This window comes from Cellulomonas sp. NPDC057328 (assembly GCF_042667215.1).
Taxonomy (GTDB): domain Bacteria; phylum Actinomycetota; class Actinomycetes; order Actinomycetales; family Cellulomonadaceae; genus Cellulomonas.
The window spans coordinates 16,611-38,246 of record NZ_JBHUZW010000018.1 but is presented as its reverse complement, the minus strand read 5'-3'; the positions used below and the strand labels follow the sequence as shown (position 1 = coordinate 38,246).

The following is a 21,636-nucleotide window of genomic DNA, read 5'->3' as shown; positions in this document are numbered from 1 at the left end:
GTGGAAGCCCGTGACAGAGCGCGCGTACCGACTCTCCGGGCGGTCGGACATCTCGACCCGGCACATCTTCGTCACCGGGGGCGTGGCGTCCTCCCTCGGCAAGGGCCTGACGGCGAGCAGCCTCGGCCGCCTCCTCCGCTCGCGCGGCCTGCGGGTCACGATGCAGAAGCTCGACCCGTACATCAACGTGGACCCGGGCACGATGAACCCGTTCCAGCACGGCGAGGTCTTCGTCACCGAGGACGGCGCCGAGACAGACCTCGACGTCGGCCACTACGAGCGCTTCCTCGACGTCGACCTCGTCGGCTCGGCGAACGTGACCACCGGCCAGGTGTACTCGCAGGTGATCGCCAAGGAGCGCCGCGGCGAGTACCTCGGCGACACGGTCCAGGTCATCCCGCACATCACGGACGAGATCAAGGCGCGCATGCGCTCCCAGGCGGGCGACGACGTCGACGTGATCATCACCGAGATCGGCGGCACGGTCGGCGACATCGAGTCCCTGCCGTTCCTCGAGGCGGCGCGCCAGGTGCGCCACGACCTCGGCCGTGACAACTGCTTCTTCCTGCACGTGTCGCTCGTGCCGTACATCGGCCCCTCGGGCGAGCTCAAGACGAAGCCGACGCAGCACTCCGTGGCCCAGCTGCGCAGCATCGGCATCCAGCCGGACGCCATCGTCCTGCGCGCGGACCGCGACGTGCCCGAGTCGACGAAGCGCAAGATCGCGCTCATGTGCGACGTCGACCAGCAGGGCGTCGTCACCGCCAAGGACGCCCCGAGCATCTACGACATCCCGCGCGTGCTGCACAGCGAGGGCCTCGACGCGTACGTCGTGCAACGCCTCGGCCTGCCGTTCCGGGACGTCGAGTGGAGCGGCTGGGAGGACCTGCTGCGGCGTGTGCACCAGCCCGCGCACCAGGTCGAGATCGCGCTCGTCGGCAAGTACATCGACCTGCCCGACGCGTACCTCTCGGTCACCGAGGCGCTGCGCGCCGGCGGCTTCCACCACGACGCCAAGGTGACGCTGCGCTGGGTCACGTCCGACGACTGCGCGACGCCCGAGGGCGCGCAGGAGGCGCTCGGCGGCGTCGACGCCGTGCTCGTGCCCGGCGGGTTCGGGGTCCGGGGCATCGAGGGCAAGCTCGGCGCGCTGCGCTGGGCGCGCGAGCAGAAGGTGCCGACGCTCGGCCTCTGCCTCGGCCTGCAGTGCATGGTCATCGAGTACGCGCGGAACGTCGTCGGGCTCGACGAGGCGTCGTCCACGGAGTTCGAGCCCGACTCGCCGCACCCCGTGATCGCGACGATGGAGGAGCAGCTCGCGATCGTCGGCGGGCAGGGGGACCTGGGCGGCACCATGCGCCTCGGCGCGTACGACGCGACGCTCGTCCCCGGGTCCGTCGTCGCGGAGGCGTACGGCAGCGAGCACGTCTCGGAGCGGCACCGGCACCGGTACGAGGTGAACAACGCCTACCGCGACAAGCTCGAGGAGGCGGGCCTCGTCATCTCCGGCGTGTCGCCCGACACGTCGCTCGTCGAGTTCGTCGAGCTGCCGCGCGAGACGCACCCGTACTACGTCGCGACGCAGGCGCACCCCGAGTTCAAGTCGCGCCCGACCCGCTCGCACCCGCTCTTCGCGGGCCTCGTCGGTGCGGCGCTCGCGGCGCGGGCCGGCGCGTGAGCGCGCCCGACCCGGCGCAGCTCGTCGACGTCGCGCAGGAGCGGGACGTCGTCGCGCGCGAGACCGTCTTCGCCGGACGTATCTGGGACGTCGTGCGGGACACGGTCGAGCTCGGTGACGGCCCCGCGGTGCGGGAGTACGTCGCGCACCCGGGCGCCGTCGCCGTCCTCGCCCTGGACGACGACGACCGGGTGCTCCTGCAGTCGCAGTACCGGCACCCCGTGCGGCACGTGCTGTGGGAGCCGCCCGCGGGGCTGCTCGACGTCCCCGGCGAGGAGCGCGTCGTCGCGGCGGCGCGCGAGCTCGCCGAGGAGGCCGACCTCGAGGCGGGCCGCTGGTGGCGCCTCGCGGAGTTCTTCAGCAGCCCCGGCGGCAACGACGAGCGGATCACGATCTTCCTCGCCCGCGACCTGCGCCCGGTGCCGGACGAGCGCCGCTACGCGCGCGCCGAGGAGGAGGCCGACATCGTGCCGGTGTGGGTTCCGCTCGACGACGCGGTCACGGCCGTGCTCGAGGGGCGGCTGCGCTGCCCCACGACGGTCACGGGCGTGCTCGCCGCGGCGGCCGCGCGCGCAGCCGGCTGGTCGACCCTCACCGAGGTCCGCGCCGAGGGCTGACGGGCGCCCCACGGCTGACACCGGCACGACGTCACGACGGCCGCTCCCCGCGTCGGGGAGCGGCCGTCGTTGTGCCGGCGTGCGATGTGCGTGCGGCGAATCCTGCTGCGCGCTGCGGCGGCCCCTCAGGCGGACGTCGTGACGTCCGCCGGCGCGGCACGGCGCACCCGCAGCGTGCCGAGGAACAGGGCGAGGGCCGCGGTCAGCACGGCGGCGCCGAGCATGTGCAGGTTGACCAGCGCGACGGGCAGGCCCGTGAAGAGCTGGACGTACCCGATGCCGCCCTGCGCCAGGGTGACGACGAGCAGCACGAGCCCGGCGCGCCGCGCGCGGCCGAGGCCGGCGAGGGAGGCGGTGCCCGCCGGCAGGGGCGCCGTGCCGCGGGCCGGCTGCGGGGTGCCGTCGGTCGTCGCGTACGTCGGGACGGTGGTCGCCCGACCGGACCGGGCCAGCCGCACGAGCACCACGGCGAGCACCGCGACGAACGCCCAGACGGACAGCGCGTGCACGCGGGCGGTGGTGTAGGGGTCGACGGCGAACCGGTAGCCGACCTCCTCGTCGCCGGAGTGCGGCCCCGCCCCCGTGACGACGACCCCGAGCACGAGGACGACCGCGCCGACGGCGCCGAGCACCGTGGCGAGCGTGCGCGTCGTGCGGTCCGCGACGCGCACCGGCGCGCCGTCGCCCTCGCGCGTGCGCACCAGCAGCCACGCGGACGCGGCGACGAGCGCCATCGAGATGAGGAAGTGCGACCCGACGACCGCAGGGTGCAGGTGCACGAGCACCGTGATGCCGCCGATCACGGCCTGCACCGCCACGCCCACGATCGGCGCCCACGCCCACGCGCGGTACGACCGCGAGCGGCTGCGGTCGAGCCCGGCGAGCAGCGCGACGAGCGCCGCGACGACGACGAGCACGCCGGTCAGGGTGCGGTTGCCGAACTCCACGGCCGTGTGGATCGACATGGCCTCGTGGAACACCGGCGCGAACTGCCCGGGCTCGCACTCCGGCCACGTCGAGCAGCCGAGCCCGGAGCCCGTGAGCCGCACGGCGCCGCCGGTGACGACGATGACCACCTGGGCCGCGAGGTTCGCGACCACGGCCGGGACCGTCCAGCGCGGGCGCAGGCGCGCGAGCGCGGACGGCGGCGGGGCGACGGGAGGCGTGGCCGAGGAGGGCGTGGCGGAGGTCGTGCTCACGCGTCCAGGGTAGGCGTCGCGGTGCGCGTCACCGGCACAGCGAGGCGGGGGTCACACCCGGCGGCCGGCGTCCCCTGCGCGGCCCGCGGCGGCCGTCACCGCGGCACCGGCGGACGCAGCGGAGAGACGTCAGTGCCAGCGGAACACGCGGGCGGCGAGCGCGCCGAGGCCGACGGTCCAGCCCGCGAGCACCAGCACCGGCACGAGCGGCAGCGTGCCGTCGAGGAGCGTCGCCCGCAGGACGTCGCCCAGCGCGCCCGACGGCAGCCAGGCGGCGACGGCGGCGACCGGCGCCGGCAGGTCGGCCGCCGGCACGACGACCCCGCCGCCGAGGGCCAGCACCAGCAGGAGCAGGTTCGCGAGCGCGAGCACGGCCTCGGCCCGCAGCGTCCCCGCGACGACGAGGGCGAGCGCCGTGAACGCCCCCGTGCCGAGCACGAGCCCGACGAGCGCGAGCGCGACGCCGGCGAGGTCCGGCCGCCACCCGAGCAGGGCCGCCACGGCGCCGATGAGCACGACCTGCACGAGCTCGACCGCGAGGACGCCCAGCACCTTGCCGGCGAGCAGGCCGCCGCGCCCGAGCGGCGTCGTGGCCATGAGCCGCAGCACGCCGTTGCGGCGGTCGAACGCCGTCGCGATCGCCTGCGACGTGAAGGACGCCGTCATCACGGCGAGCGCGAGCAACCCGGGGGTGAGGAAGTCGACGCGCGACGCACCGGCGGTGTCGATCTCCACGAACGTGCCCCGCACGAGGCCGACCAGCGCCAGCACCGGGATGACGACGGTCACGAGCAGCTGCTCGCCGTTGCGCAGGATCGTCCGGGTCTCCAGCCCGGCCTGCGCGAGCACGCGACGCGCCGGGGGAGCCGCGAGGCCGCCCGCCGGCGGCGGGGCTGCGGCCGTGGGGTCGGTCATCGCAGGGTCCGTCCCGTCAGGTCGAGGAAGACGTCCTCGAGCGTGCGGCGCCCGAGGTCGAGGCGCGTGGCGAGGACGTCGTGCGCCGCCAGCCACGCCGTGACGTCCGCCAGCGTCCGGGGCCCGACGGCACCGGTGACGGCGAGGGACGTGGCCGACCGCTGCTCGACCGCGAGGGCGTCGCCGAGCGCCCGGTGCAGGTCCGCGGCGTCGACGGGCCGCTCGGTCCGCACGACGAGCGTCGTCCGCGGGTCGTCCGGCGCGCCGTCCGCGCGCGCACCGGCCAGCAGGTCCGCGACCGTGCCCTCGGCGAGCACGCGGCCGTGGTCGACGACGACGACGTGGTCCGCGAGGTCCTCCGCCTCCTCCATGAGGTGCGTGGTGAGGATCACGGCCACGCCCTCGTCGCGCAGCTCGCGCACGAGCTCCCACACCGCCAGCCGCGCCTGCGGGTCCATCCCGGCGCTCGGCTCGTCGAGGAACACGACGCGCGGGCGCCCCACGACGGCGACCGCGAGGGCCAGGCGCTGGCGCTGGCCGCCGGACAGGCGGCGCACCGTCGTCCGGGCGAACGCGCCGAGGCCCAGCCGCTCGGCGAGCGCGTCCGTGCTCGCCGGGTGGGCGTACATGCGTGCCACGTGGTCGAGGACCTCCCGCGCGCGCACGCCCGACGGCAGGCCGCCGTCCTGCAGCATCACGCCGACGCGGGGCCGGAGCGCGGCGCCGTCCGCGACGGGGTCGAGGCCGAGCACGCGCACGCGGCCGGCGTCGGGGGAGCGCAGCCCCTCGCAGCACTCGACGGTCGTGGTCTTGCCCGCGCCGTTGGGTCCGAGGACCGCGGTGACGCGCCCGGCCTCGGCGGTGAGGTCGAGGCCGTCGACCACGGTGCGGCCGTCGTAGCTCTTGACGAGCCCGCGGACCTCGACGGCGGGGGAGTGCGGCACGGTGGGCGAGTCTAGGTCGTCGGCCGGTCGCGGGACGGCGGGTGCGGGCACGGCACCGCCGTGCACCGGCCCGACGGCGGTCCGACCCCGGGCCCGTGGCCCTCCCGCGGCCGTCGCACTCGTCCGGGATGTCCCCCAGATGGACGACGCGCGCGAGGCGACTTCCGTGCCCTCTAGGGTGACGCGGCGGCGCCCGCGGGCGCCGTCCCCCCAGCCGACGACGACGGGAGAGCCCGTGCCCACGTACCGCATCGACCCCGACTCGCTGCGGGAGGTGCCCGGCGACGTGACGGCCGTCTGGGCGCACGTCGAGGCGCTCGAGGCCCGGGGTGTGGCCGCCGACGGCGAGCGGGTCGCGTGGCTGCGGATCCTCGGGGCGCTCGGGTCGGCGGAGACGCTCGCGTGGGCCGACGTCGTGCGGCACGGCGGCCCCGCGTCGCCCGCCGCGCTGCCCGGTGCGGAGCAGGCCCTGCGGCCCGCGGCGTACCGGCCGATGCTGCGGCTCGCGCACGTGCTGCACTGGCAGCGTCGGCACGCCGACGCCGACGCTGTCGTGGACGCGGTGCGGCGCGCGGCGGAGGCCACGGCCGCGGACGCGGCGGCGGTCGGCGACGAGGCGGTGCGGCGCGACTGCGCGACCGTCCTGGGGTTCGCCGACCAGCACCAGGGCAAGGTCCGGTACGACGAGGGCCGCTACGCGGAGGCGGCGGTCCTGTTCGGGGCCGCGCTCGAGCGCCGGCAGCGCGAGCGGGCGCCGGCGGACCAGGTGGCGTCGAGCCGGCAGGCGCTCGAGGCCGCGCGGCGGCGGCAGGCGGGGATGGCGCGCAGCGCGGTGTGAGGAGCGCGGTGCAAGACCGGTGCGAGACCGGTGCGGGACCGGTGCGAGACCGGTGCGGGACCGGTGCGGGACCGGTGTGAGGCACGGCTCACCAAGGGTGTCCTTGCTTGCAGGGATGGATTTCGGCAACAAGGATGTTGCCGATATCAGGAGCCTGCGTCCTCGACGTGGGCACGCCCCGCCCGGCGTCGACCGACGACCGGGCGCGTCGGTCGAGACCCGCGGAGGTGAGCAGTGAGCAGCCTGCTGCCCGTCGCCGCGCCCGCCCCGGTGCCCACGCCGGCCCCGCCGTCCGCCCACGCGGTCCTCGCGCCGGTCCCCGACGCCGCCGACCACGACGCGGGCACGCGCCGCCGCGTCCTGCAGATCGTCGCCACGGACGGGCCCGTCAGCGCGGCCGACGTCGCCACGGCGCTCGACCTCGCCGCGGCCGGCGTCCGGCGCCACCTCGCCGCCCTCGAGCACGCCGGCCAGGTCACCGTGCACGTCGGCCCCGGCGGTGCCCGCGGCCGCGGACGCCCCGCCCGCCGCTACGTCGTCACCGGCCACGGCCAGGGCACGCTGTCGCAGCGCTACGCCGAGATCGCCGCCGACGCCCTGCGGTTCCTGGCGGACGCCGCCGGGCCCGAGGCCGTCGAGCGCTTCGCCGAGCAGCGCGTCCGCGAGCTCGAGACGCGGCACGCCGAGGCGGTCGCCGCCGCGGGCGACGACGTCACCGCGCGCACGCACGCCCTCGCCGACGCCCTCGCGCGCGACGGCTACGCGGCGTCGGCGCGTCCGGTGCCCGGCACCGGCGCGCTGCAGCTCTGCCAGGGCCACTGCCCCGTGCAGGAGGTGGCCGCGGAGTTCCCCCAGCTGTGCGAGGCCGAGACCCGCGCGTTCGGCCGGCTGCTGGGCGTGCACGTCCAGCGGCTGTCCACCCTGACCTCCGGCGGGCACGTGTGCACCACGAGCGTCCCGACCCGCAGACCCCCGAGCGGCGGCCCGTGACCCCGGCCGCCGCACCCGCCCCGAACCCCACCCTTGACCCCGCACGTGCACTCGACGGAAGGACCGACACCATGAGCGCACCCACGGACGAGACGGCCACCCGGCCGGCGGCGACCGAGCCGCTGAGCCAGGACGAGGCCATCGCCTCCCTCGGCAACTACACCTACGGCTGGCACGACCCGGACGTCGCGGGCGCGAGCGCGCGCCGCGGCGTGTCCGAGGACGTCGTGCGTGACATCTCGCGGCTCAAGAACGAGCCCGAGTGGATGCTGAAGACGCGCCTCAAGGCGCTGCGCATGTTCGACAAGAAGCCGATGCCCTGGTGGGGCGCGGACCTGTCGGGCATCGACTTCGACAACATCAAGTACTTCGTGCGGTCCACGGAGAAGCAGGCCACCAGCTGGGAGGACCTGCCCGAGGACATCAAGAACACGTACGACCGCCTCGGCATCCCGGAGGCGGAGAAGCAGCGCCTCGTCGCGGGCGTCGCCGCGCAGTACGAGTCCGAGGTCGTGTACCACCAGATCCAGGAGTCGCTCGAGGAGCAGGGCGTCATCTTCCTCGACACCGACACGGGCCTGCGCGAGCACCCGGAGATCTTCGAGCAGTACTTCGGCTCGGTGATCCCCCCGGGCGACAACAAGTTCGCGTCGCTCAACACCGCCACGTGGTCGGGCGGCTCCTTCGTCTACGTGCCGCCGGGCGTGCACGTCGAGATCCCGCTGCAGGCCTACTTCCGCATCAACACGGAGAACATGGGCCAGTTCGAGCGGACGCTGATCATCGCGGACGAGGGCTCGTACGTGCACTACGTCGAGGGCTGCACGGCCCCGATCTACCAGTCCGACTCGCTGCACTCGGCCGTCGTCGAGATCGTCGTGAAGAAGAACGCGCGCGTGCGCTACACGACCATCCAGAACTGGTCGAACAACGTCTACAACCTCGTGACCAAGCGCGCCACGGTCGCCGAGGGCGGGACGATGGAGTGGGTCGACGGCAACATCGGCTCCAAGGTCACGATGAAGTACCCGGCCATCTACCTCATGGGCGAGCACGCGCGCGGCGAGACGCTGTCGATCGCGTTCGCAGGCGAGGGCCAGCACCAGGACGCCGGCTCGAAGATGGTCCACGCAGCACCGCACACGTCGAGCTCGATCGTCTCGAAGTCGGTCGCGCGCGGCGGTGGCCGCACGTCGTACCGCGGGCTCGTGCAGATCCTCGAGGGCGCCTCGCACTCCGCGTCGAACGTGCTGTGCGACGCGCTGCTGGTCGACCAGATCTCGCGCTCGGACACCTACCCGTACGTCGACGTCCGCGAGGACGACGTGTCGATGGGTCACGAGGCGACGGTCTCGCGCGTCAGCGAGGACCAGCTGTTCTACCTGATGTCCCGGGGCATGGCGGAGACCGAGGCGATGGCCATGATCGTGCGCGGGTTCGTCGAGCCCATCGCGCGCGAGCTGCCCATGGAGTACGCGCTCGAGCTCAACCGCCTCATCGAGCTGCAGATGGAAGGATCCGTCGGCTGATGACGACCACCACCAACGAGGGCGCCACCGGCCTCTCGACCGACCACTCGCGCGCCGTCGCGGACGGCGCCCACTCCCACGGCGTCGGCACCGTGCCGGAGTCGTCCCGCGCCGCGCGCAGGACGAGCTTCGACGTCGCCGACTTCCCGGTCCCCACGGGCCGGGAGGAGGAGTGGCGGTTCGCCCCCGTCGACCGGATCGCGCCGCTGTTCGGTGCCGCGACCGACGGCGTCCTGTCCGGCCACGGCGTCCTCACGACCGTCGTCGAGTCGCCCGAGGCGCGGGTCGAGATCGTCGACCGCGACGACGTGCGCCTGGGCCGGGCCGGCCGGCCCGGCGACCGGGCCGCGGCCACCGCGTGGGCGTCGTTCGAGCGCGCGACCGTCCTCACGCTGCCGCGCGAGTCGGTGTCGACCAAGGTGACGTCGATCGTCGTCGAGGGCGCCGCGACGGGCGACGTCGCCGAGGAGCCGACGGCCACGCACCTGGTCGTGCACGCCGAGCCGCTGTCGCAGGGCGTCGTCGTCATCGACCACGTCGGGCACGCGAACCTCACCGAGACGGTCGAGATCGTCGCGGAGGACGGGGCGCACCTGACCGTCGTGTCGGTGCAGGACTGGTCCGAGGGCACCGTCCACACGTCGAGCCACCGCCTGCGGATCGGCCGCGACGCGTCGGTCAAGCACATCGTCGTCACGCTCGGCGGCGACGTCGTGCGCGTCACGCCGGACGCCGAGTTCGTCGGCGAGGGCGCGTCGGTCACGATGCTCGGCGCGTACTTCGCGGACGCCGACCAGCACCAGGAGCACCGCCTGTTCGTCGACCACGCGGTGCCCAGCTGCGTGTCGCGCGTGACGTACAAGGGCGCGCTGCAGGGTGCCGGCGCGCACACCGTGTGGGTGGGCGACGTGCTCATCCGCGCGGCCGCCGAGGGCACGGACACCTACGAGCTCAACCGCAACCTCGTCCTCACGGACGGCGCGCGCGCGGACTCGGTGCCGAACCTCGAGATCGAGACGGGCGTCATCGAGGGCGCCGGGCACGCGAGCGCCACCGGCCGGTTCGACGACGAGCAGCTGTTCTACCTGCGCGCCCGGGGCATCCCCGAGGCGGACGCGCGTCGGCTCGTCGTGCGCGGCTTCTTCGCCGAGCTCATCCACGAGATCGGCGTGCCGGAGGTCGAGGAGCGCCTCATCGCGTCGATCGAGGCCGAGCTCGAGAAGTCGATGAGCGAGATCCTCGGCACGCCGCGGGTCGAGGAGTCCGAGGCGGTCGCCCCGGCGGAGCGCGCATGAGCGCGCAGCTCGCCTGCTACACCGCCGACGTGCCCGTCGCCGGCACGCTGCGCGTCGAGCTCGAGGGCGAGGCGGGACCCGTCGAGGTCGCCGTCGTGCGCGACGAGTCCGGCGAGTGGCACGCCATCAGCGACGTGTGCTCGCACGGCGCCGTCTCCCTCTCCGAGGGCGAGGTCGAGGACTGCACGGTCGAGTGCTGGCTGCACGGGTCGCGCTTCGACCTGCGCAGCGGCAAGCCGCTGTCGCCGCCGGCCGTCCGCCCCGTCCCCGTCTACCCCGTGACCGTCGACGGCGAGCGTGTGCTCGTCGACGTCGACGCCCCGCTCTGAACCCCCGAGGAGTCCCTGCGATGTCCACCCTGGAGATCCGCGACCTGCACGTCAGCGTCGAGACGAAGGAGGGCGCCAAGCCCATCCTGCGCGGCGTCGACCTCACCGTGAACAGCGGCGAGACCCACGCGATCATGGGCCCAAACGGGTCCGGCAAGTCCACGCTGGCGTACTCGCTCGCCGGCCACCCGAAGTACCAGATCACCTCCGGCACCGTCCTGCTGGACGGCGAGGACGTGCTCGAGATGAGCGTCGACGAGCGTGCCCGCGCGGGCATGTTCCTCGCGATGCAGTACCCCGTCGAGGTGCCGGGCGTGTCGGTGTCGAACTTCCTGCGCACCGCCAAGACGGCGATCGACGGCGAGGCCCCGCCGCTGCGTACGTGGGTCAAGGACGTGCGGGGCGCCATGGACGCGCTGCGCATGGACGCCACGTTCGCCGAGCGCTCGGTCAACGAGGGCTTCTCGGGCGGCGAGAAGAAGCGCCACGAGATCCTCCAGATGGAGCTGCTCAAGCCGCGTATCGCGATCCTCGACGAGACCGACTCCGGTCTCGACGTCGACGCGCTGCGGATCGTGTCGGAGGGCGTCAACCGCGTCCGCGAGACGACCGACGTCGGCATGCTGCTGATCACGCACTACACGCGCATCCTGCGCTACATCAAGCCGGACTTCGTGCACGTCTTCGTCGACGGCCGGATCGCCGAGCAGGGCGGCCCGGAGCTCGCCGAGCGCCTCGAGAACGAGGGCTACGACCGCTTCCTCACGTCCGCGCAGGCGTGAGCACCCGGTGCCGGGACGCGGCGCGAACCGCGTCCCGGCACCGCACGACCCGCACCAGCGGTGCGGTCCCGCGGCCGGTCGCCGGCCGCCCACGTCCCGCCGTCCGGGAGGACACCCCATGACCAGCACGCTCGAGCCGGTCGCCGCACCCGCCGGCCGGCTGTCCGCGGCGGAGCTCGCCGCGGTCCGCGCCGACTTCCCGCTGCTCGCGCGGACGCTCCGCGACGGGCGTCCGCTGGTCTACCTGGACTCCGGCGCGACGTCCCAGAAGCCCGACGTCGTCCTCGACGCGGAGCAGGACTTCTACCTGCAGCGCAACGCCGCCGTGCACCGCGGCGCGCACCAGCTCGCCGAGGAGGCCACCGAGGCGTTCGAGGACGCCCGCGCGCGCGTCGCCGGCTTCGTCGGTGCCACGCCCGGCGAGGTCGTCTGGACGTCGAACGCGACGGCCGCCCTCAACCTCGTCGCGTACGCGATGTCGAACGCGACCCTGGGTCGCGGCGGCGAGGCGGCGCGGCGGTTCGCGCTCGGCCCCGGCGACGAGATCGTCGTCACCGAGCTCGAGCACCACGCGAACCTCGTGCCGTGGCAGGAGCTCGCGGCCCGCACCGGGGCGACGCTGCGCTGGATCGGCGTGACCGACGACGGCCGGCTGCGGGTCGAGGACCTCGACACGGTCGTCACCGCACGTACGCGCGTGCTGGCGTTCTCGCACGCGTCGAACGTGACGGGCGCCGTGACCCCGGTGGACCGGTTCGTCGCCCGCGCCCGCGAGGTCGGGGCCCTCACGGTGCTCGACGCCTGCCAGTCGGTGCCGCACATGCCCGTCGACCTGGCGGGCCTCGGCGTGGACTTCGCCGCGTTCTCCGGGCACAAGATGTACGGCCCCACGGGCGTCGGCGCGCTGTACGGGCGGCGCGAGCTGCTCGAGGCGATGCCGCCCGTGAGCACCGGCGGGTCGATGGTCGAGGTCGTCACCATGGAGACGACGACGTACGCGCCGCCGCCGCAGCGGTTCGAGGCCGGCACGCAGATGGTGTCGCAGGCCGTCGCCCTCGGCGCCGCCGCGCAGTACCTCGGCGAGCTCGGCATGGAGGCGGTGCACGCGCACGAGACGGAGATGGCGGGGCTGCTGCTCGACGCCGTCGCGTCCGTCCCCGGCGTGCGGGTGATCGGCCCGACGGACACGGTGGACCGGCTCGCGAACGTCGCGTTCGTCGTCGACGGCGTGCACGCGCACGACGTCGGGCAGGTGCTCGACGACGCGGGCGTCGCCGTCCGCGTCGGCCACCACTGCGCGCAGCCGCTGCACCGGCGCTTCGGCGTCGCGGCCACGACACGCGCGTCGGCGGGCGTCTACACGACCGCCGAGGACGTCTCCGCGTTCCGGGAAGCACTGGCGGGGGTCCGAGCGTTCTTCGGTGCGGAGGGAGCGTGATGAGCACCGGATCGATGGAGCAGCTGTACCAGCAGGTCATCCTGGACCACGCGAAGTACCCGCACGGGCGGGGCCTCGGCGACGCGGTCGACGCCGCGGCACGCACGGGGGAGTCGCACCAGGTGAACCCCACGTGCGGTGACGAGGTGACCCTGCAGGTCGACCTCGACGACGCCGGCGTCGTGCGCGACGTGCGCTGGGAGGGGCAGGGCTGCAGCATCTCGCAGGCCTCCGTCTCCGTGCTGCACGACCTCGTCGTCGACCAGGACCTCACGGGCGTCGACGAGCTCGCCGCCACGTTCCGCGCGCTCATGCAGTCCAAGGGCGCCGGGCTCGACGACGAGCACGCCGAGGACCTCCTCGGCGACGCCACCGCCTTCACGGGCGTCGGGCGGTTCTCGGCACGCGTGAAGTGCGCGCTGCTGGGGTGGACCGCCCTGTCCGACGCCCTCATCACGTCCGGCGCACGCGCCCGGGAGGACGCATGACCACCGAAGAGACCACCACGCCGGCACCCGCCGCGGTTCCCGCGCCCGGTGCCGCCCCGGCCAACGTCGCCGACCTCGAGGAGGCCCTGCGCGACGTCATCGACCCCGAGCTCGGCATCAACGTCGTCGACCTCGGCCTCGTCTACGGCATCGCGCTCGAGGGCAGCACGGCCGTCATCGACATGACGCTCACGTCCGCGGCATGCCCGCTGACGGACGTCATCGAGGACCAGTCGGCGCAGGCGCTCGACGGGCTCGTCGACGGCTTCCGCATCAACTGGGTGTGGATGCCGCCGTGGGGCCCCGAGAAGATCACGGACGACGGTCGCGAGCAGATGCGGGCCCTCGGCTTCAACATCTGACGCACCACCGTCCGAGCACGGGACGACGGCCCGGCCCCGCGAGGGGACCGGGCCGTCGGCGTGTGCCGGGCCGTACGAGGTGCCCGCGTCAGAGCGTGGTGGCGGCGAACGTGTCGCACGCCTCGACCGAGCCCCGCTCGTAGCCCACGGTGAACCAGCGCTGCCGCTGCTCGCTGGAGCCGTGCGTCCACGTGTGCGGGTCCACGCCGCCGCCCGACTGCTGCTGGATGTGGTCGTCGCCGACGGCGGCAGCCGCGTCGAGGGCCTGCGCGAGCTCCTCCTCGGTGATGGGCTCGAGGAACGTGACGCCGCGGTCGGGGTCGACGCGTGTCGCGGCGTCGCCGGCCCACATGCCGGCGTAGCAGTCGGCCTGGAGCTCGACGCGCACGGAGTCGGACTCGGCACCGCCGCCGCTGCGGTCGGCGCGGTCGAAGACGCCGGTCAGGTTCTGGACGTGGTGCCCGTACTCGTGCGCGTAGACGTACATCTCCGCGAGCGGTCCGCCCTGCGCGCCGTACTGCGACTGCAGGAGCTGGAAGAAGCCGAGGTCGAGGTAGATCGTCTGGTCGGGCGGGCAGTAGAACGGGCCGGTCGACGCCGACGCCGCGCCGCAGGCGGTCTGCGTGGCGCCCTCGAAGACCTCACCGGCCGGCTGCGCGAACGTCGCGCCGGTCGCGGGCAGCGTGGCGGACCAGAAGGCGTCGAGCGACTGCACGGTCGCGGAGAACCGGCACGTCGGGTCGGTGTTCGCCTGCTCGACGGTGCACGCGCCGACGTCCTCCACCTGACCCTGGCCACCCCCGGTGCCACCCCCGAGCAGCGGGGACACGTCCTGGCCCGTGAACAGGAAGATCGCCAGCGCGATCACGCCGACCAGACCGCCGCCACCCGCTGCGGCGGCGCGCCCGCCGGACCGTCGGCGGACGCGTCCGCCCTCGAACTGGCCACCCTCGCTGAACGTCACGGCGTCACGGTAGACCGGGGCGTGCGCGGCCGCCCGGCGAGGGCCGGCGGTCCTGGTCGGGCGTCCGACGTGTCAGTCGTCGCCGAGCCCGCGCGCCGCGAGGGCGTCGCCCGTCGTCCGCGCGTGGCCGACCATGCGGACGGCGGCAGGCACGACGAGCGCCCGGGGATCGCGACCGAGCCCGCGTGCGCGGGCGGCGTCGCGCGTCTCGGTGACGGTGTGCACCAGCAGGGGCACGCTGCGCAGGAAGAGGCCGACGGCGAGCCCGACCGTCTCGGGCGGCAGGCCGACGTGCCGCAGCGGCCGGGCGGCGCGCGTGACGGCGGCGAGCAGGGCGTCCGCGCGGGTGGTGGCGGTGACGAGGGTGCCCGCCAGCACGAGCGTCAGCAGGTCCAGCGCCGCCTCGACGCCGCGCGCCGGGTCGCCGACCCACGCCTGGTACGCGCCGAGCACGACCGCCGTGAGCACGACGGGCAGGAGGCCGCGCGTGGTGCGGTGCCACGGGACGCGCGCCAGCGCGGTGGCGCCGAGGACGACGGCGAGGCCCACGACGGCCGCCGGGACGCCCCGCACGAGGACGACCGCGACGCTGGTGACGGCGAGGGCGGCGAGCTTCGCCGGCACGGGCGCGCGGTGCAGCACGCTGTGGCCGGGGTGGTGCAGGCCGAGCGGGCCCGCCCACGGCGCACGCACCGGCCGCCCGGCGCGGTCGCCCCCGCGGCGTCTCACGCGCGCGTCCCGTGCGCCGGTGCGTGGCCCGCGTCCGCGCCCGGCGCGGGACCGGTCATGAGCGCGCGGTAGTGCGCCAGCCCGGGCCCGGGCGGGCCGTCGGCCACGACGGCCCCGCCGTCGACGACCAGCACCCGCTCGGCGTGCGCGGCCGCCTCCAGGTCGTGCGTGACGACGACCACCTGCTGCTCGAGCGACGCGAGGAGCGCGTCGACGCGCGTGCGCCAGCGCAGGTCGAGCAGCGTGGTCGGCTCGTCGCACACGAGGACGGCCGGCTCGGTGGCGAGGACGGCGGCGAGCGCCAGCAGCTGGCGCTGGCCGCCCGACAGGGAGTGCACCGGCACGTGGGCGCGCTCCGCGAGGCCGAACCGGGCGAGCACGTCGAGCGCCCGCGCGGTGCGCTCCGCCGCGTCGGGCACGGTGCGGCGCAGCGAGAGCGCGACGTCCTCCACCGGTGTCGGCATGACGATCTGGGCGTCGGGGTCGGTGAAGACGAAGCCGACGCGCCGCCGCACCGCCGCGCCGTCGTGCGCCGTGTCGAGCCCGTCGACGCGCACGTGCCCGGCCGACGGCAGGACGAGCCCGTTGAGCAGCCGCGCGAGCGTGGACTTGCCCGAGCCGTTGGCGCCGACGACGGCGACACGCCGCTCCGCCAGCCGCAGCGACACCGGCCCGAGCAGCCGCACGACGCGGTCGCCGCCGTCGGCGTCGGACGTCCAGGCCGTGACCTCGACGTCCTGGAGCTCGATCACGGGCGGGGTGCGCGGGCCGGCACGTCGCGACGCAGGTCGGGGTAGGCCCGCAGCACGGCCACGGTGACCGCGCCGGCGAGCAGGTTCTTGACGACGTCGCCGGGCCAGTAGACGACGTCGATCGCGAAGGCGGCGGGCAGGTCGACGCCGAGGCGCCACATGAGCCCCGCGATGCCGGACGGGTGCACGGTGAGGAACGACGCGCCGAGCCCGGCAGCGGCGAGGGCGGCCCAGCGCCACCGCAGGGGCGCGCGGAGCGCGACGCGCGCCAGCAGACCGGCGACGGCCGCGGCGAGCGGGAAGGAGAGCAGGTAGCCGACCGAAGGCTTGCCCAGGACGCCGAGCCCGCCCGTCAGCTCGGCGAAGACCGGCACACCCGCGAGGCCGACGACCAGGTAGAGCGTCACCGCGAGGAAGCCGCGCAGCGGGCCGAGCACGAGGCCGGCGAGGATCACGCCGAACGTCTGCAGCGTGATCGGCACGCCCGAGCCCGTGGGGATCGGCGGGACGAGTGCGCACGCCGCGACGAAGGCGGCGAAGGTCGCGACGAGAGCGACGTCGGTCGCCCGGCGGCGGCGGGTGCGGGGCGCGGGCAGCGCCGACGCCGGGGCGTCAGGGCCGTCAGCGGGCGCGCCCGGTCGGGTGGTCGTGTCGTCGAAAGCGCTGGACATGGGTCGCCTTCCGCGGGGAGTGTCGGGGTCGCGCGGCACCCCGGCGCGTGCGCCGGCCGCCGGCGCACCCCTGAGCCGCTCGTCACGCTAGCGGCTCGGTAGACTGTCGGGCGTTTGTGCCGGGCTCCAGAACCCTCCCGGCGTCGTCGGAGGAAACCACAGTGATCACCGCCTCGGCCGTCGAGCTCCGCGTGGGCGCACGCGTCCTGCTCGAACCCACGACCTTCCGCATCGCCGCCGGCGACCGGATCGGTCTCGTCGGCCGCAACGGCGCCGGCAAGACCACGCTGACCAAGACGCTCGCGGGGGAGACCCAGCCCACGGGCGGCACGATCTCGCTCGGCGGGGACGTCGGCTACCTGCCGCAGGACCCCGCGTCCGGCGACCTCGCGCAGCTCTCGATGGACCGCGTGCTCTCGGCGCGCGGCCTCGACGCCGTGCTCGCCGCGATGCGCGAGACGGAGGGCGCCATGGCGTCCGCCGACGACGCGACGCGCGACCGCGCGATGGAGCGGTACACGAAGCTCGAGGCGCGGTTCACCGCCGCCGGCGGGTACGCGGCCGAGTCGGAGGCCCACCGCATCACCGCGGCGCTCGGCCTCGACGAGCGCGTGCTCGGGCAGCCGCTCGGCACGCTGTCCGGCGGCCAGCGCCGCCGCGTCGAGCTCGCGCGCATCCTGTTCTCCGGCGCGGAGACGCTGCTGCTCGACGAGCCGACGAACCACCTCGACGCCGACTCGATCGTCTGGCTGCGCGACTACCTCAAGGCCTACCCGGGCGGGTTCCTCGTCATCAGCCACGACGTCGAGCTGCTGCGGGCCACGGTCAACAAGGTCTACCACCTGGACGCGAACCGGTCGCAGCTCGACCAGTACAACCTGGGCTGGGACGCGTACCTGCTGCAGCGCGAGACGGACGAGAAGCGCCGCCGGCGCGAGCGCGCCAACGCCGAGAAGAAGGCCGCGGCGCTCATCGCCCAGGCCGACAAGATGCGCGCGAAGGCGACCAAGGCCGTCGCGGCGCAGAACATGGCACGCCGTGCCGAGCGCATGCTCTCCGGGCTGGAGGCGGCGCGCGTGTCCGACAAGGTCGCGAAGCTGCGGTTCCCCGACCCCGCGCCTAGCGGGCGCACGCCCATCACGGCCGAGGGCCTGTCGAAGTCGTACGGCTCGCAGGAGGTCTTCACCGACGTCAGCCTCGCGATCGACCGCGGGAGCAAGGTCGTCGTCCTCGGGCTCAACGGCGCGGGGAAGACGACGCTGCTGCGCATGCTCGGCGGCCTGGAGACGCCCGACACCGGCGAGGTGAAGCCCGGGCACGGCCTCAAGCTCGGCTACTACGCGCAGGAGCACGAGACCCTCGACCTCGACCGCACGGTCGTGGAGAACCTGCGCACCGCGGCGCCCGACCTCACCGACACGCAGGTGCGCTCGGTGCTCGGCTCGTTCCTGTTCTCCGGGGACGACGCCGACAAGCCGGCGCGCGTGCTGTCGGGCGGGGAGAAGACGCGGCTCGCGCTCGCGGCCCTCGTCGTGTCCAGCGCGAACGTCCTGCTGCTCGACGAGCCGACGAACAACCTCGACCCCGCCTCGCGGGAGGAGATCCTCGCCGCGCTGCGCGGCTACAAGGGTGCCGTCGTGCTCGTCAGCCACGACGAGGGCGCGGTCGCGGCGCTCGAGCCGGAGCGCGTGCTGCTGCTGCCCGACGGCGACGAGGACCTCTGGGGCCCCGACTACCTGGATCTCATCGCGCTGGCCTGACGGCCCGCACGGGACGGCTCAGGCCGGCCGCCCGGCGCGGCCGGCCAGCTGCGCGTCGATCTCCGCGTCCTCGTCGAGCTCGTCGCGGCCCGGCGCGCGTCGGCGGCGGGTCGGACCGGGCGCGGCCGGGTCGGTGCCGGCCGGGGACGCGCCCGGTGCCGTACCCGGGGTCGTGGCGCCGTCCCGCCACTCGCGCCGCGCCGCGACCGAGAACGCGACGAGGCCGCCCAGCGCGAACACCCACCACTGGAACGCGTAGGACAGGTGCGAGCCCGGGTCGGTGCTCGGCGCCGCGAGCGGACCGAGCGCCTCCGCGGCCGCCGGCAGCTCCTCGACGAGCGCGCCGTACGCCGCGTACGGGGCGGCGTCGGCGGGCACGGCGTCGCCGCCGGCCGCGAGGACCTGCGCCGGCGCGATCGCCTGCACCTGCCCGGCGGGGGCGTCGCGGTCGCTCGGGGCCTCGCCCGGCCGCAGGCGCACGGTGACGCGGACGTCGCCCGGCGGGGGCGCGGGGACGTCGACGCCCACCGACCCGTCGTCGCCCGTGGGCACCCAGCCGCGGTCCACCACGAGGACGCGCCCCGCGTCGACCGGTGTGCCGAAGCCGTCGGGTGCCGCGTCGGTGACGAGCAGAGGAACGAGGGCGTGGTACGCGGGCGTGCCGTTGACGGGGCGGTTGCGCAGCAGGACCGTCGCGTCGGGGAGGTAGCGACCGGTCACGGTCGCCGCGCGCCACGTGTCGTCGGTGGGCAGCGGGGCGTCGGGGTCGGCGACGAGGTCGGCCAGGTCCACCGGCGCCGCGGCGTAGCTCGCCTCGACGACCGCGATCGCCTCCGCACGGTGCACGTGCCGGTACCACTGCCACCGGCCGAGCAGCGTGCACACCACCGCCACCGCGACGGCCAGCGCCAGCAGCCCGAGGGCGCGCCGGCGTGCGTCGGCGCGGGCGTCCGACGGCTCGCCGGGCGGCCGGCCCGGGCGGACGGGGCCGATGTCGGGGAGGCCGGTGGCGGCCGGGGTGCGCGCGGGCGCGCCGCTCACGGGGCCGCCCGCTCGAGGTCGGCGACGGGGACGACGTCCTGCAGGAACCCGCGCACCTCGAGGTACTGACGCAGGTGCTCGCGGTGCTCGTCGCACGCGAGCCACACCTTGCGCCGCTCGGGCGTGTGCAGCCGCGGGTTGTTCCACAGGACGCCCCACGTCGCGTCCGCGCGGCACCCGCGCGCGCTGCAGACCAGCTCGTCGACGGCATCGGGCACGGGCGCGGTCATCACGACCCGCCCAGCTCGCCGCCGCCCCGCGGTCCGGCACCCAGCTCGCGCGGCGTCATGTACACGTCGCCCTCGACCCGCCGCTCGCGCCCGGCGTTGGCCAGGAGCACGGCCACGTAGGGCAGGACGACCGCGGCCGCCACCAGCGTGATCGACACGGCGAACGGCACGTGCGCCCACAGCAGCCCCGCCGCGAGGAAGCACACCACCCGGATGCCCATCTGCCACAGGTAGCGGCGCTGCCGGCGGGCGAGGTCGTCGGCCAGCGGCTCGGGCGCGGACGTGATGCGGTGCACCTCCTCCTGCGGGAGGTCGCGACGGCGTCGGGTGCTCACACCCCATGGTAGGCGCCGCACGTCGTTGTGGGTCTCCCACAACGTGTGAGGGGCAACTCGTGCGCGCCCGCACCCCGTGCGCGGCGCACGCCGTCGGCTAGCGTCGTGACCCGTGCCTGCGACGACACCCGAGCCCACGCCCACCCCCGGTACCGCCGCGCCGGTCCGCGCCCCGCGCAGCGTCCTGGTGACGGGCGCCAACCGCGGCATCGGGCGGGCCATCGCCGAGCGCTTCCTCGCGAACGGCGACGCGGTGGCCACGATCGTCCGGTCCGGCGGCGCACCCGACGGCGTCCTGGAGGTGCGCGCGGACGTGCGCGACACCGCCGCGGTCGACGCCGCGTTCACCGAGGTCGAGGCGGCCCAGGGCCCCGTGGAGGTCGTCGTCGCCAACGCCGGCGTCACGCGCGACCAGCTGCTGATGCGCATGACCGACGAGGAGTTCACGGACGTCCTCGACGTCAACCTGACCGGCTCGTTCCGCGTCGTGCGGCGCGCCAGCAAGGGCATGATCCGGCTGCGCCGCGGCCGCATCGTGCTGATCTCGTCCGTCGTCGGGCTGTACGGGTCGCCGGGGCAGGTCAACTACGCGGCGTCGAAGTCCGCGCTCGTCGGCATGGCCCGCTCGATCACGCGGGAGCTGGGCGGCCGGAACATCACCGCGAACGTCGTCGCCCCCGGCTTCATCGACACCGACATGACGAAGGCGCTCCCGCAGGACCGCCAGGACGCGTACCTCGCGTCGATCCCCGCCGGCCGGTTCGGCCACGCCGAGGAGGTCGCGCGCGTCGTCGAGTTCCTCGCGTCCGACGCGGCCGCGTACGTCTCGGGCGCGGTCGTGCCCGTCGACGGCGGCCTCGGCATGGGTCACTGACGCACCCCGGCACCGCGCCGGCCCCGCGGCCGGCATCCCGATCTCCCCGCACGGAAGGCATCCCCATGGCACTGCTCGAGGGCAAGACGCTCCTGGTCACCGGCGTCCTCACGGACGGCTCGATCGCGTTCCACGTCGCGCGGCTCGCGCAGGAGCAGGGCGCGCAGGTCGTCCTGTCGTCGTTCGGGCGCCAGATGCGCCTGACGCAGGCGATCGCGCGCCGCCTGCCGAAGCCCGCACCCGTCGTCGAGCTCGACGTCACGTCGGCCGACGACCTCGCCGCGCTCGCGGACCGGGTGCGCGAGCACGCCGACCACCTCGACGGCGTCGTGCACTCGATCGGCTTCGCGCCGCAGTCCGTCATGGGCGGGAACTTCCTCGCCGGGGAGTGGGACGACGTCGCGACCGCCGTGCAGATCAGCGCGTACTCGCTGAAGTCGCTCGCCGTCGCGGCACTGCCGCTCATGGGTCCGGGCGGCTCGGTCGTCGGCCTCACGTTCGACGCGCGGTACGCGTGGCCGGTGTACGACTGGATGGGCGTCGCGAAGGCGGCGTTCGAGTCGACGGCCCGGTACCTCGCCCGCGACCTCGGGCCGCAGGGCATCCGCGTCAACCTCGTCTCGGCCGGGCCGATCCGCACCACCGCCGCGAAGTCGATCCCCGGCTTCGAGTCGATGGAGGGCGGCTGGCCCGACCGTGCGCCCCTCGGCTGGGACGTGACGGACCCGGAGCCCACCGCGCGTGCGGTCGCGGCCCTGCTGTCGGACTGGTTCCCGGCGACGACGGGCGAGATCGTCCACGTCGACGGCGGCGTCCACGCGATGGGCCTGTGACGGGGGACGTCACGCACGTCACGCACGACCCGCGCGGACACCG

The 21,636-nt window shown here is 75.0% G+C and carries 24 protein-coding genes; 14 read left to right on the top strand and 10 right to left on the bottom strand.

All coding sequences use genetic code 11. From position 1 onward, the window contains the following. Nucleotides 1-10: 10 nt before the first annotated feature. Complete coding sequence (locus tag ACFUMH_RS05650; RefSeq protein ID WP_378201705.1) at nucleotides 11-1,678, top strand: CTP synthase; 1,668 nt, start codon at nucleotides 11-13, stop codon at nucleotides 1,676-1,678. Beyond that, nucleotides 1,675-2,295 (top strand): NUDIX domain-containing protein, encoded by a 621-nt coding sequence (locus ACFUMH_RS05645; protein ID WP_378201702.1) that lies wholly within the window; start codon nucleotides 1,675-1,677, stop codon nucleotides 2,293-2,295. Before ACFUMH_RS05650 ends, ACFUMH_RS05645 begins: the two co-directional genes overlap by 4 nt. Nucleotides 2,296-2,420: 125 nt before the next feature. Here ACFUMH_RS05645 and ACFUMH_RS05640 read toward each other — a convergent pair whose 3' ends face one another. The 3 genes from ACFUMH_RS05640 to ACFUMH_RS05630 form a co-directional block, all read right to left on the bottom strand. Then, nucleotides 2,421-3,494 (bottom strand): heme A synthase, encoded by a 1,074-nt coding sequence (locus ACFUMH_RS05640; RefSeq protein WP_378201699.1) that lies wholly within the window; start codon nucleotides 3,492-3,494, stop codon nucleotides 2,421-2,423. Nucleotides 3,495-3,623: 129 nt separating this feature from the next. Then, nucleotides 3,624-4,409: an ABC transporter permease gene (locus ACFUMH_RS05635; RefSeq protein ID WP_378201696.1), complete on the bottom strand. Its 786-nt coding sequence runs from the start codon at nucleotides 4,407-4,409 to the stop codon at nucleotides 3,624-3,626. Beyond that, the gene (locus ACFUMH_RS05630; RefSeq protein ID WP_378201693.1) at nucleotides 4,406-5,353 is read right to left on the bottom strand and encodes an ABC transporter ATP-binding protein; all 948 of its coding nucleotides are present in this window, start codon (nucleotides 5,351-5,353) and stop codon (nucleotides 4,406-4,408) included. Before ACFUMH_RS05630 ends, ACFUMH_RS05635 begins: the two co-directional genes overlap by 4 nt. A 235-nt stretch (nucleotides 5,354-5,588) precedes the next feature. Here ACFUMH_RS05630 and ACFUMH_RS05625 point away from each other — a divergent pair, with 235 nt between their 5' ends. The 9 genes from ACFUMH_RS05625 (at nucleotide 5,589) to ACFUMH_RS05585 (ending at nucleotide 13,404) form a co-directional block, all read left to right on the top strand. Further along, nucleotides 5,589-6,191, top strand: coding sequence for a hypothetical protein (locus ACFUMH_RS05625; protein WP_378201690.1), 603 nt, complete (start codon nucleotides 5,589-5,591; stop codon nucleotides 6,189-6,191). Between the two features lie 234 nt (nucleotides 6,192-6,425). Continuing rightward, entirely contained in the window at nucleotides 6,426-7,181 is a 756-nt protein-coding gene (locus tag ACFUMH_RS05620; RefSeq protein WP_378201687.1) for a helix-turn-helix transcriptional regulator, read from the top strand. A gap of 71 nt (nucleotides 7,182-7,252) precedes the next feature. Further along, entirely contained in the window at nucleotides 7,253-8,710 is a 1,458-nt protein-coding gene (gene sufB / locus ACFUMH_RS05615) for a Fe-S cluster assembly protein SufB (RefSeq protein ID WP_378201683.1), read from the top strand. Then, entirely contained in the window at nucleotides 8,710-10,005 is a 1,296-nt protein-coding gene (gene sufD, locus ACFUMH_RS05610) for a Fe-S cluster assembly protein SufD (protein WP_378201681.1), read from the top strand. Before sufB ends, sufD begins: the two co-directional genes overlap by 1 nt. Continuing rightward, nucleotides 10,002-10,334: a non-heme iron oxygenase ferredoxin subunit gene (locus ACFUMH_RS05605; RefSeq protein WP_378201678.1), complete on the top strand. Its 333-nt coding sequence runs from the start codon at nucleotides 10,002-10,004 to the stop codon at nucleotides 10,332-10,334. The genes sufD and ACFUMH_RS05605 overlap by 4 nt, the downstream gene beginning before the upstream one ends. Nucleotides 10,335-10,354: 20 nt before the next feature. After that, nucleotides 10,355-11,116: a Fe-S cluster assembly ATPase SufC gene (sufC, locus tag ACFUMH_RS05600; protein WP_378201675.1), complete on the top strand. Its 762-nt coding sequence runs from the start codon at nucleotides 10,355-10,357 to the stop codon at nucleotides 11,114-11,116. Between the two features lie 118 nt (nucleotides 11,117-11,234). Further along, nucleotides 11,235-12,554 carry a SufS family cysteine desulfurase gene (locus ACFUMH_RS05595; RefSeq protein WP_378201672.1) on the top strand — a complete coding sequence of 440 codons (1,320 nt, stop codon included), beginning with the start codon at nucleotides 11,235-11,237 and terminating at the stop codon, nucleotides 12,552-12,554. Beyond that, the gene (gene sufU / locus ACFUMH_RS05590) at nucleotides 12,554-13,042 is read left to right on the top strand and encodes a Fe-S cluster assembly sulfur transfer protein SufU (RefSeq protein WP_378201669.1); all 489 of its coding nucleotides are present in this window, start codon (nucleotides 12,554-12,556) and stop codon (nucleotides 13,040-13,042) included. The genes ACFUMH_RS05595 and sufU overlap by 1 nt, the downstream gene beginning before the upstream one ends. Continuing rightward, the gene (locus tag ACFUMH_RS05585; RefSeq protein ID WP_378201666.1) at nucleotides 13,039-13,404 is read left to right on the top strand and encodes a metal-sulfur cluster assembly factor; all 366 of its coding nucleotides are present in this window, start codon (nucleotides 13,039-13,041) and stop codon (nucleotides 13,402-13,404) included. Before sufU ends, ACFUMH_RS05585 begins: the two co-directional genes overlap by 4 nt. Before the next feature lie 88 nt (nucleotides 13,405-13,492). Here the strand turns inward: ACFUMH_RS05585 and ACFUMH_RS05580 are convergent, their stop codons facing one another. The 4 genes from ACFUMH_RS05580 to ACFUMH_RS05565 form a co-directional block, all read right to left on the bottom strand. After that, nucleotides 13,493-14,368, bottom strand: a complete 876-nt coding sequence (locus tag ACFUMH_RS05580; protein ID WP_378201663.1) for a neutral zinc metallopeptidase — start codon at nucleotides 14,366-14,368, stop codon at nucleotides 13,493-13,495. 72 nt (nucleotides 14,369-14,440) lie between these two features. Next, the gene (locus tag ACFUMH_RS05575) at nucleotides 14,441-15,097 is read right to left on the bottom strand and encodes an energy-coupling factor transporter transmembrane component T family protein (protein WP_378201660.1); all 657 of its coding nucleotides are present in this window, start codon (nucleotides 15,095-15,097) and stop codon (nucleotides 14,441-14,443) included. Further along, entirely contained in the window at nucleotides 15,094-15,849 is a 756-nt protein-coding gene (locus ACFUMH_RS05570; RefSeq protein ID WP_378201658.1) for an energy-coupling factor ABC transporter ATP-binding protein, read from the bottom strand. Before ACFUMH_RS05570 ends, ACFUMH_RS05575 begins: the two co-directional genes overlap by 4 nt. Then, entirely contained in the window at nucleotides 15,846-16,520 is a 675-nt protein-coding gene (locus ACFUMH_RS05565; protein WP_378201655.1) for a biotin transporter BioY, read from the bottom strand. The genes ACFUMH_RS05570 and ACFUMH_RS05565 overlap by 4 nt, the downstream gene beginning before the upstream one ends. Before the next feature lie 161 nt (nucleotides 16,521-16,681). Here ACFUMH_RS05565 and ACFUMH_RS05560 point away from each other — a divergent pair, with 161 nt between their 5' ends. Beyond that, a complete protein-coding gene (locus ACFUMH_RS05560; RefSeq protein WP_378201652.1) occupies nucleotides 16,682-18,280 on the top strand; it encodes an ABC-F family ATP-binding cassette domain-containing protein in 1,599 nt (532 codons plus the stop codon). An 18-nt stretch (nucleotides 18,281-18,298) separates the two neighbouring features. Here ACFUMH_RS05560 and ACFUMH_RS05555 read toward each other — a convergent pair whose 3' ends face one another. Genes ACFUMH_RS05555 through ACFUMH_RS05545 form a run of 3 tightly spaced genes read right to left on the bottom strand, consistent with a single transcriptional unit; the run spans nucleotide 18,299 to nucleotide 19,886 of the window. Further along, nucleotides 18,299-19,321 carry an SURF1 family protein gene (locus ACFUMH_RS05555; protein ID WP_378201649.1) on the bottom strand — a complete coding sequence of 341 codons (1,023 nt, stop codon included), beginning with the start codon at nucleotides 19,319-19,321 and terminating at the stop codon, nucleotides 18,299-18,301. Beyond that, the gene (locus ACFUMH_RS05550; protein ID WP_378201646.1) at nucleotides 19,318-19,551 is read right to left on the bottom strand and encodes a hypothetical protein; all 234 of its coding nucleotides are present in this window, start codon (nucleotides 19,549-19,551) and stop codon (nucleotides 19,318-19,320) included. The genes ACFUMH_RS05555 and ACFUMH_RS05550 overlap by 4 nt, the downstream gene beginning before the upstream one ends. Next, nucleotides 19,551-19,886, bottom strand: a complete 336-nt coding sequence (locus ACFUMH_RS05545) for a DUF3099 domain-containing protein (RefSeq protein WP_378201643.1) — start codon at nucleotides 19,884-19,886, stop codon at nucleotides 19,551-19,553. The genes ACFUMH_RS05550 and ACFUMH_RS05545 overlap by 1 nt, the downstream gene beginning before the upstream one ends. 112 nt (nucleotides 19,887-19,998) lie before the next feature. Here ACFUMH_RS05545 and fabG point away from each other — a divergent pair, with 112 nt between their 5' ends. Together fabG and fabI are read left to right on the top strand one after the other, a co-directional pair. Then, the gene (gene fabG / locus ACFUMH_RS05540; RefSeq protein WP_378201640.1) at nucleotides 19,999-20,760 is read left to right on the top strand and encodes a 3-oxoacyl-ACP reductase FabG; all 762 of its coding nucleotides are present in this window, start codon (nucleotides 19,999-20,001) and stop codon (nucleotides 20,758-20,760) included. 65 nt (nucleotides 20,761-20,825) lie between these two features. Beyond that, nucleotides 20,826-21,593: an enoyl-ACP reductase FabI gene (fabI, locus tag ACFUMH_RS05535; RefSeq protein ID WP_378201637.1), complete on the top strand. Its 768-nt coding sequence runs from the start codon at nucleotides 20,826-20,828 to the stop codon at nucleotides 21,591-21,593. Nucleotides 21,594-21,636 lie beyond the last annotated feature (43 nt).

Bases quoted from the DNA above. Each gene is read 5' to 3' on its own strand.
- sufB (WP_378201683.1), top strand. From the start codon at position 7,253: ATGAGCGCACCCACGGACGAGACGGCCACCCGGCCGGCGGCGACCGAG.
- sufD (WP_378201681.1), top strand. From the start codon at position 8,710: ATGACGACCACCACCAACGAGGGCGCCACCGGCCTCTCGACCGACCAC.
- ACFUMH_RS05635 (WP_378201696.1), bottom strand. From the start codon at position 4,409: ATGACCGACCCCACGGCCGCAGCCCCGCCGCCGGCGGGCGGCCTCGCG.
- fabI (WP_378201637.1), top strand. From the start codon at position 20,826: ATGGCACTGCTCGAGGGCAAGACGCTCCTGGTCACCGGCGTCCTCACG.
- ACFUMH_RS05605 (WP_378201678.1), top strand. From the start codon at position 10,002: ATGAGCGCGCAGCTCGCCTGCTACACCGCCGACGTGCCCGTCGCCGGC.
- ACFUMH_RS05595 (WP_378201672.1), top strand. From the start codon at position 11,235: ATGACCAGCACGCTCGAGCCGGTCGCCGCACCCGCCGGCCGGCTGTCC.
- sufC (WP_378201675.1), top strand. From the start codon at position 10,355: ATGTCCACCCTGGAGATCCGCGACCTGCACGTCAGCGTCGAGACGAAG.
- ACFUMH_RS05550 (WP_378201646.1), bottom strand. From the start codon at position 19,551: ATGACCGCGCCCGTGCCCGATGCCGTCGACGAGCTGGTCTGCAGCGCG.
- sufU (WP_378201669.1), top strand. From the start codon at position 12,554: ATGAGCACCGGATCGATGGAGCAGCTGTACCAGCAGGTCATCCTGGAC.
- ACFUMH_RS05565 (WP_378201655.1), bottom strand. From the start codon at position 16,520: ATGTCCAGCGCTTTCGACGACACGACCACCCGACCGGGCGCGCCCGCT.
- ACFUMH_RS05585 (WP_378201666.1), top strand. From the start codon at position 13,039: ATGACCACCGAAGAGACCACCACGCCGGCACCCGCCGCGGTTCCCGCG.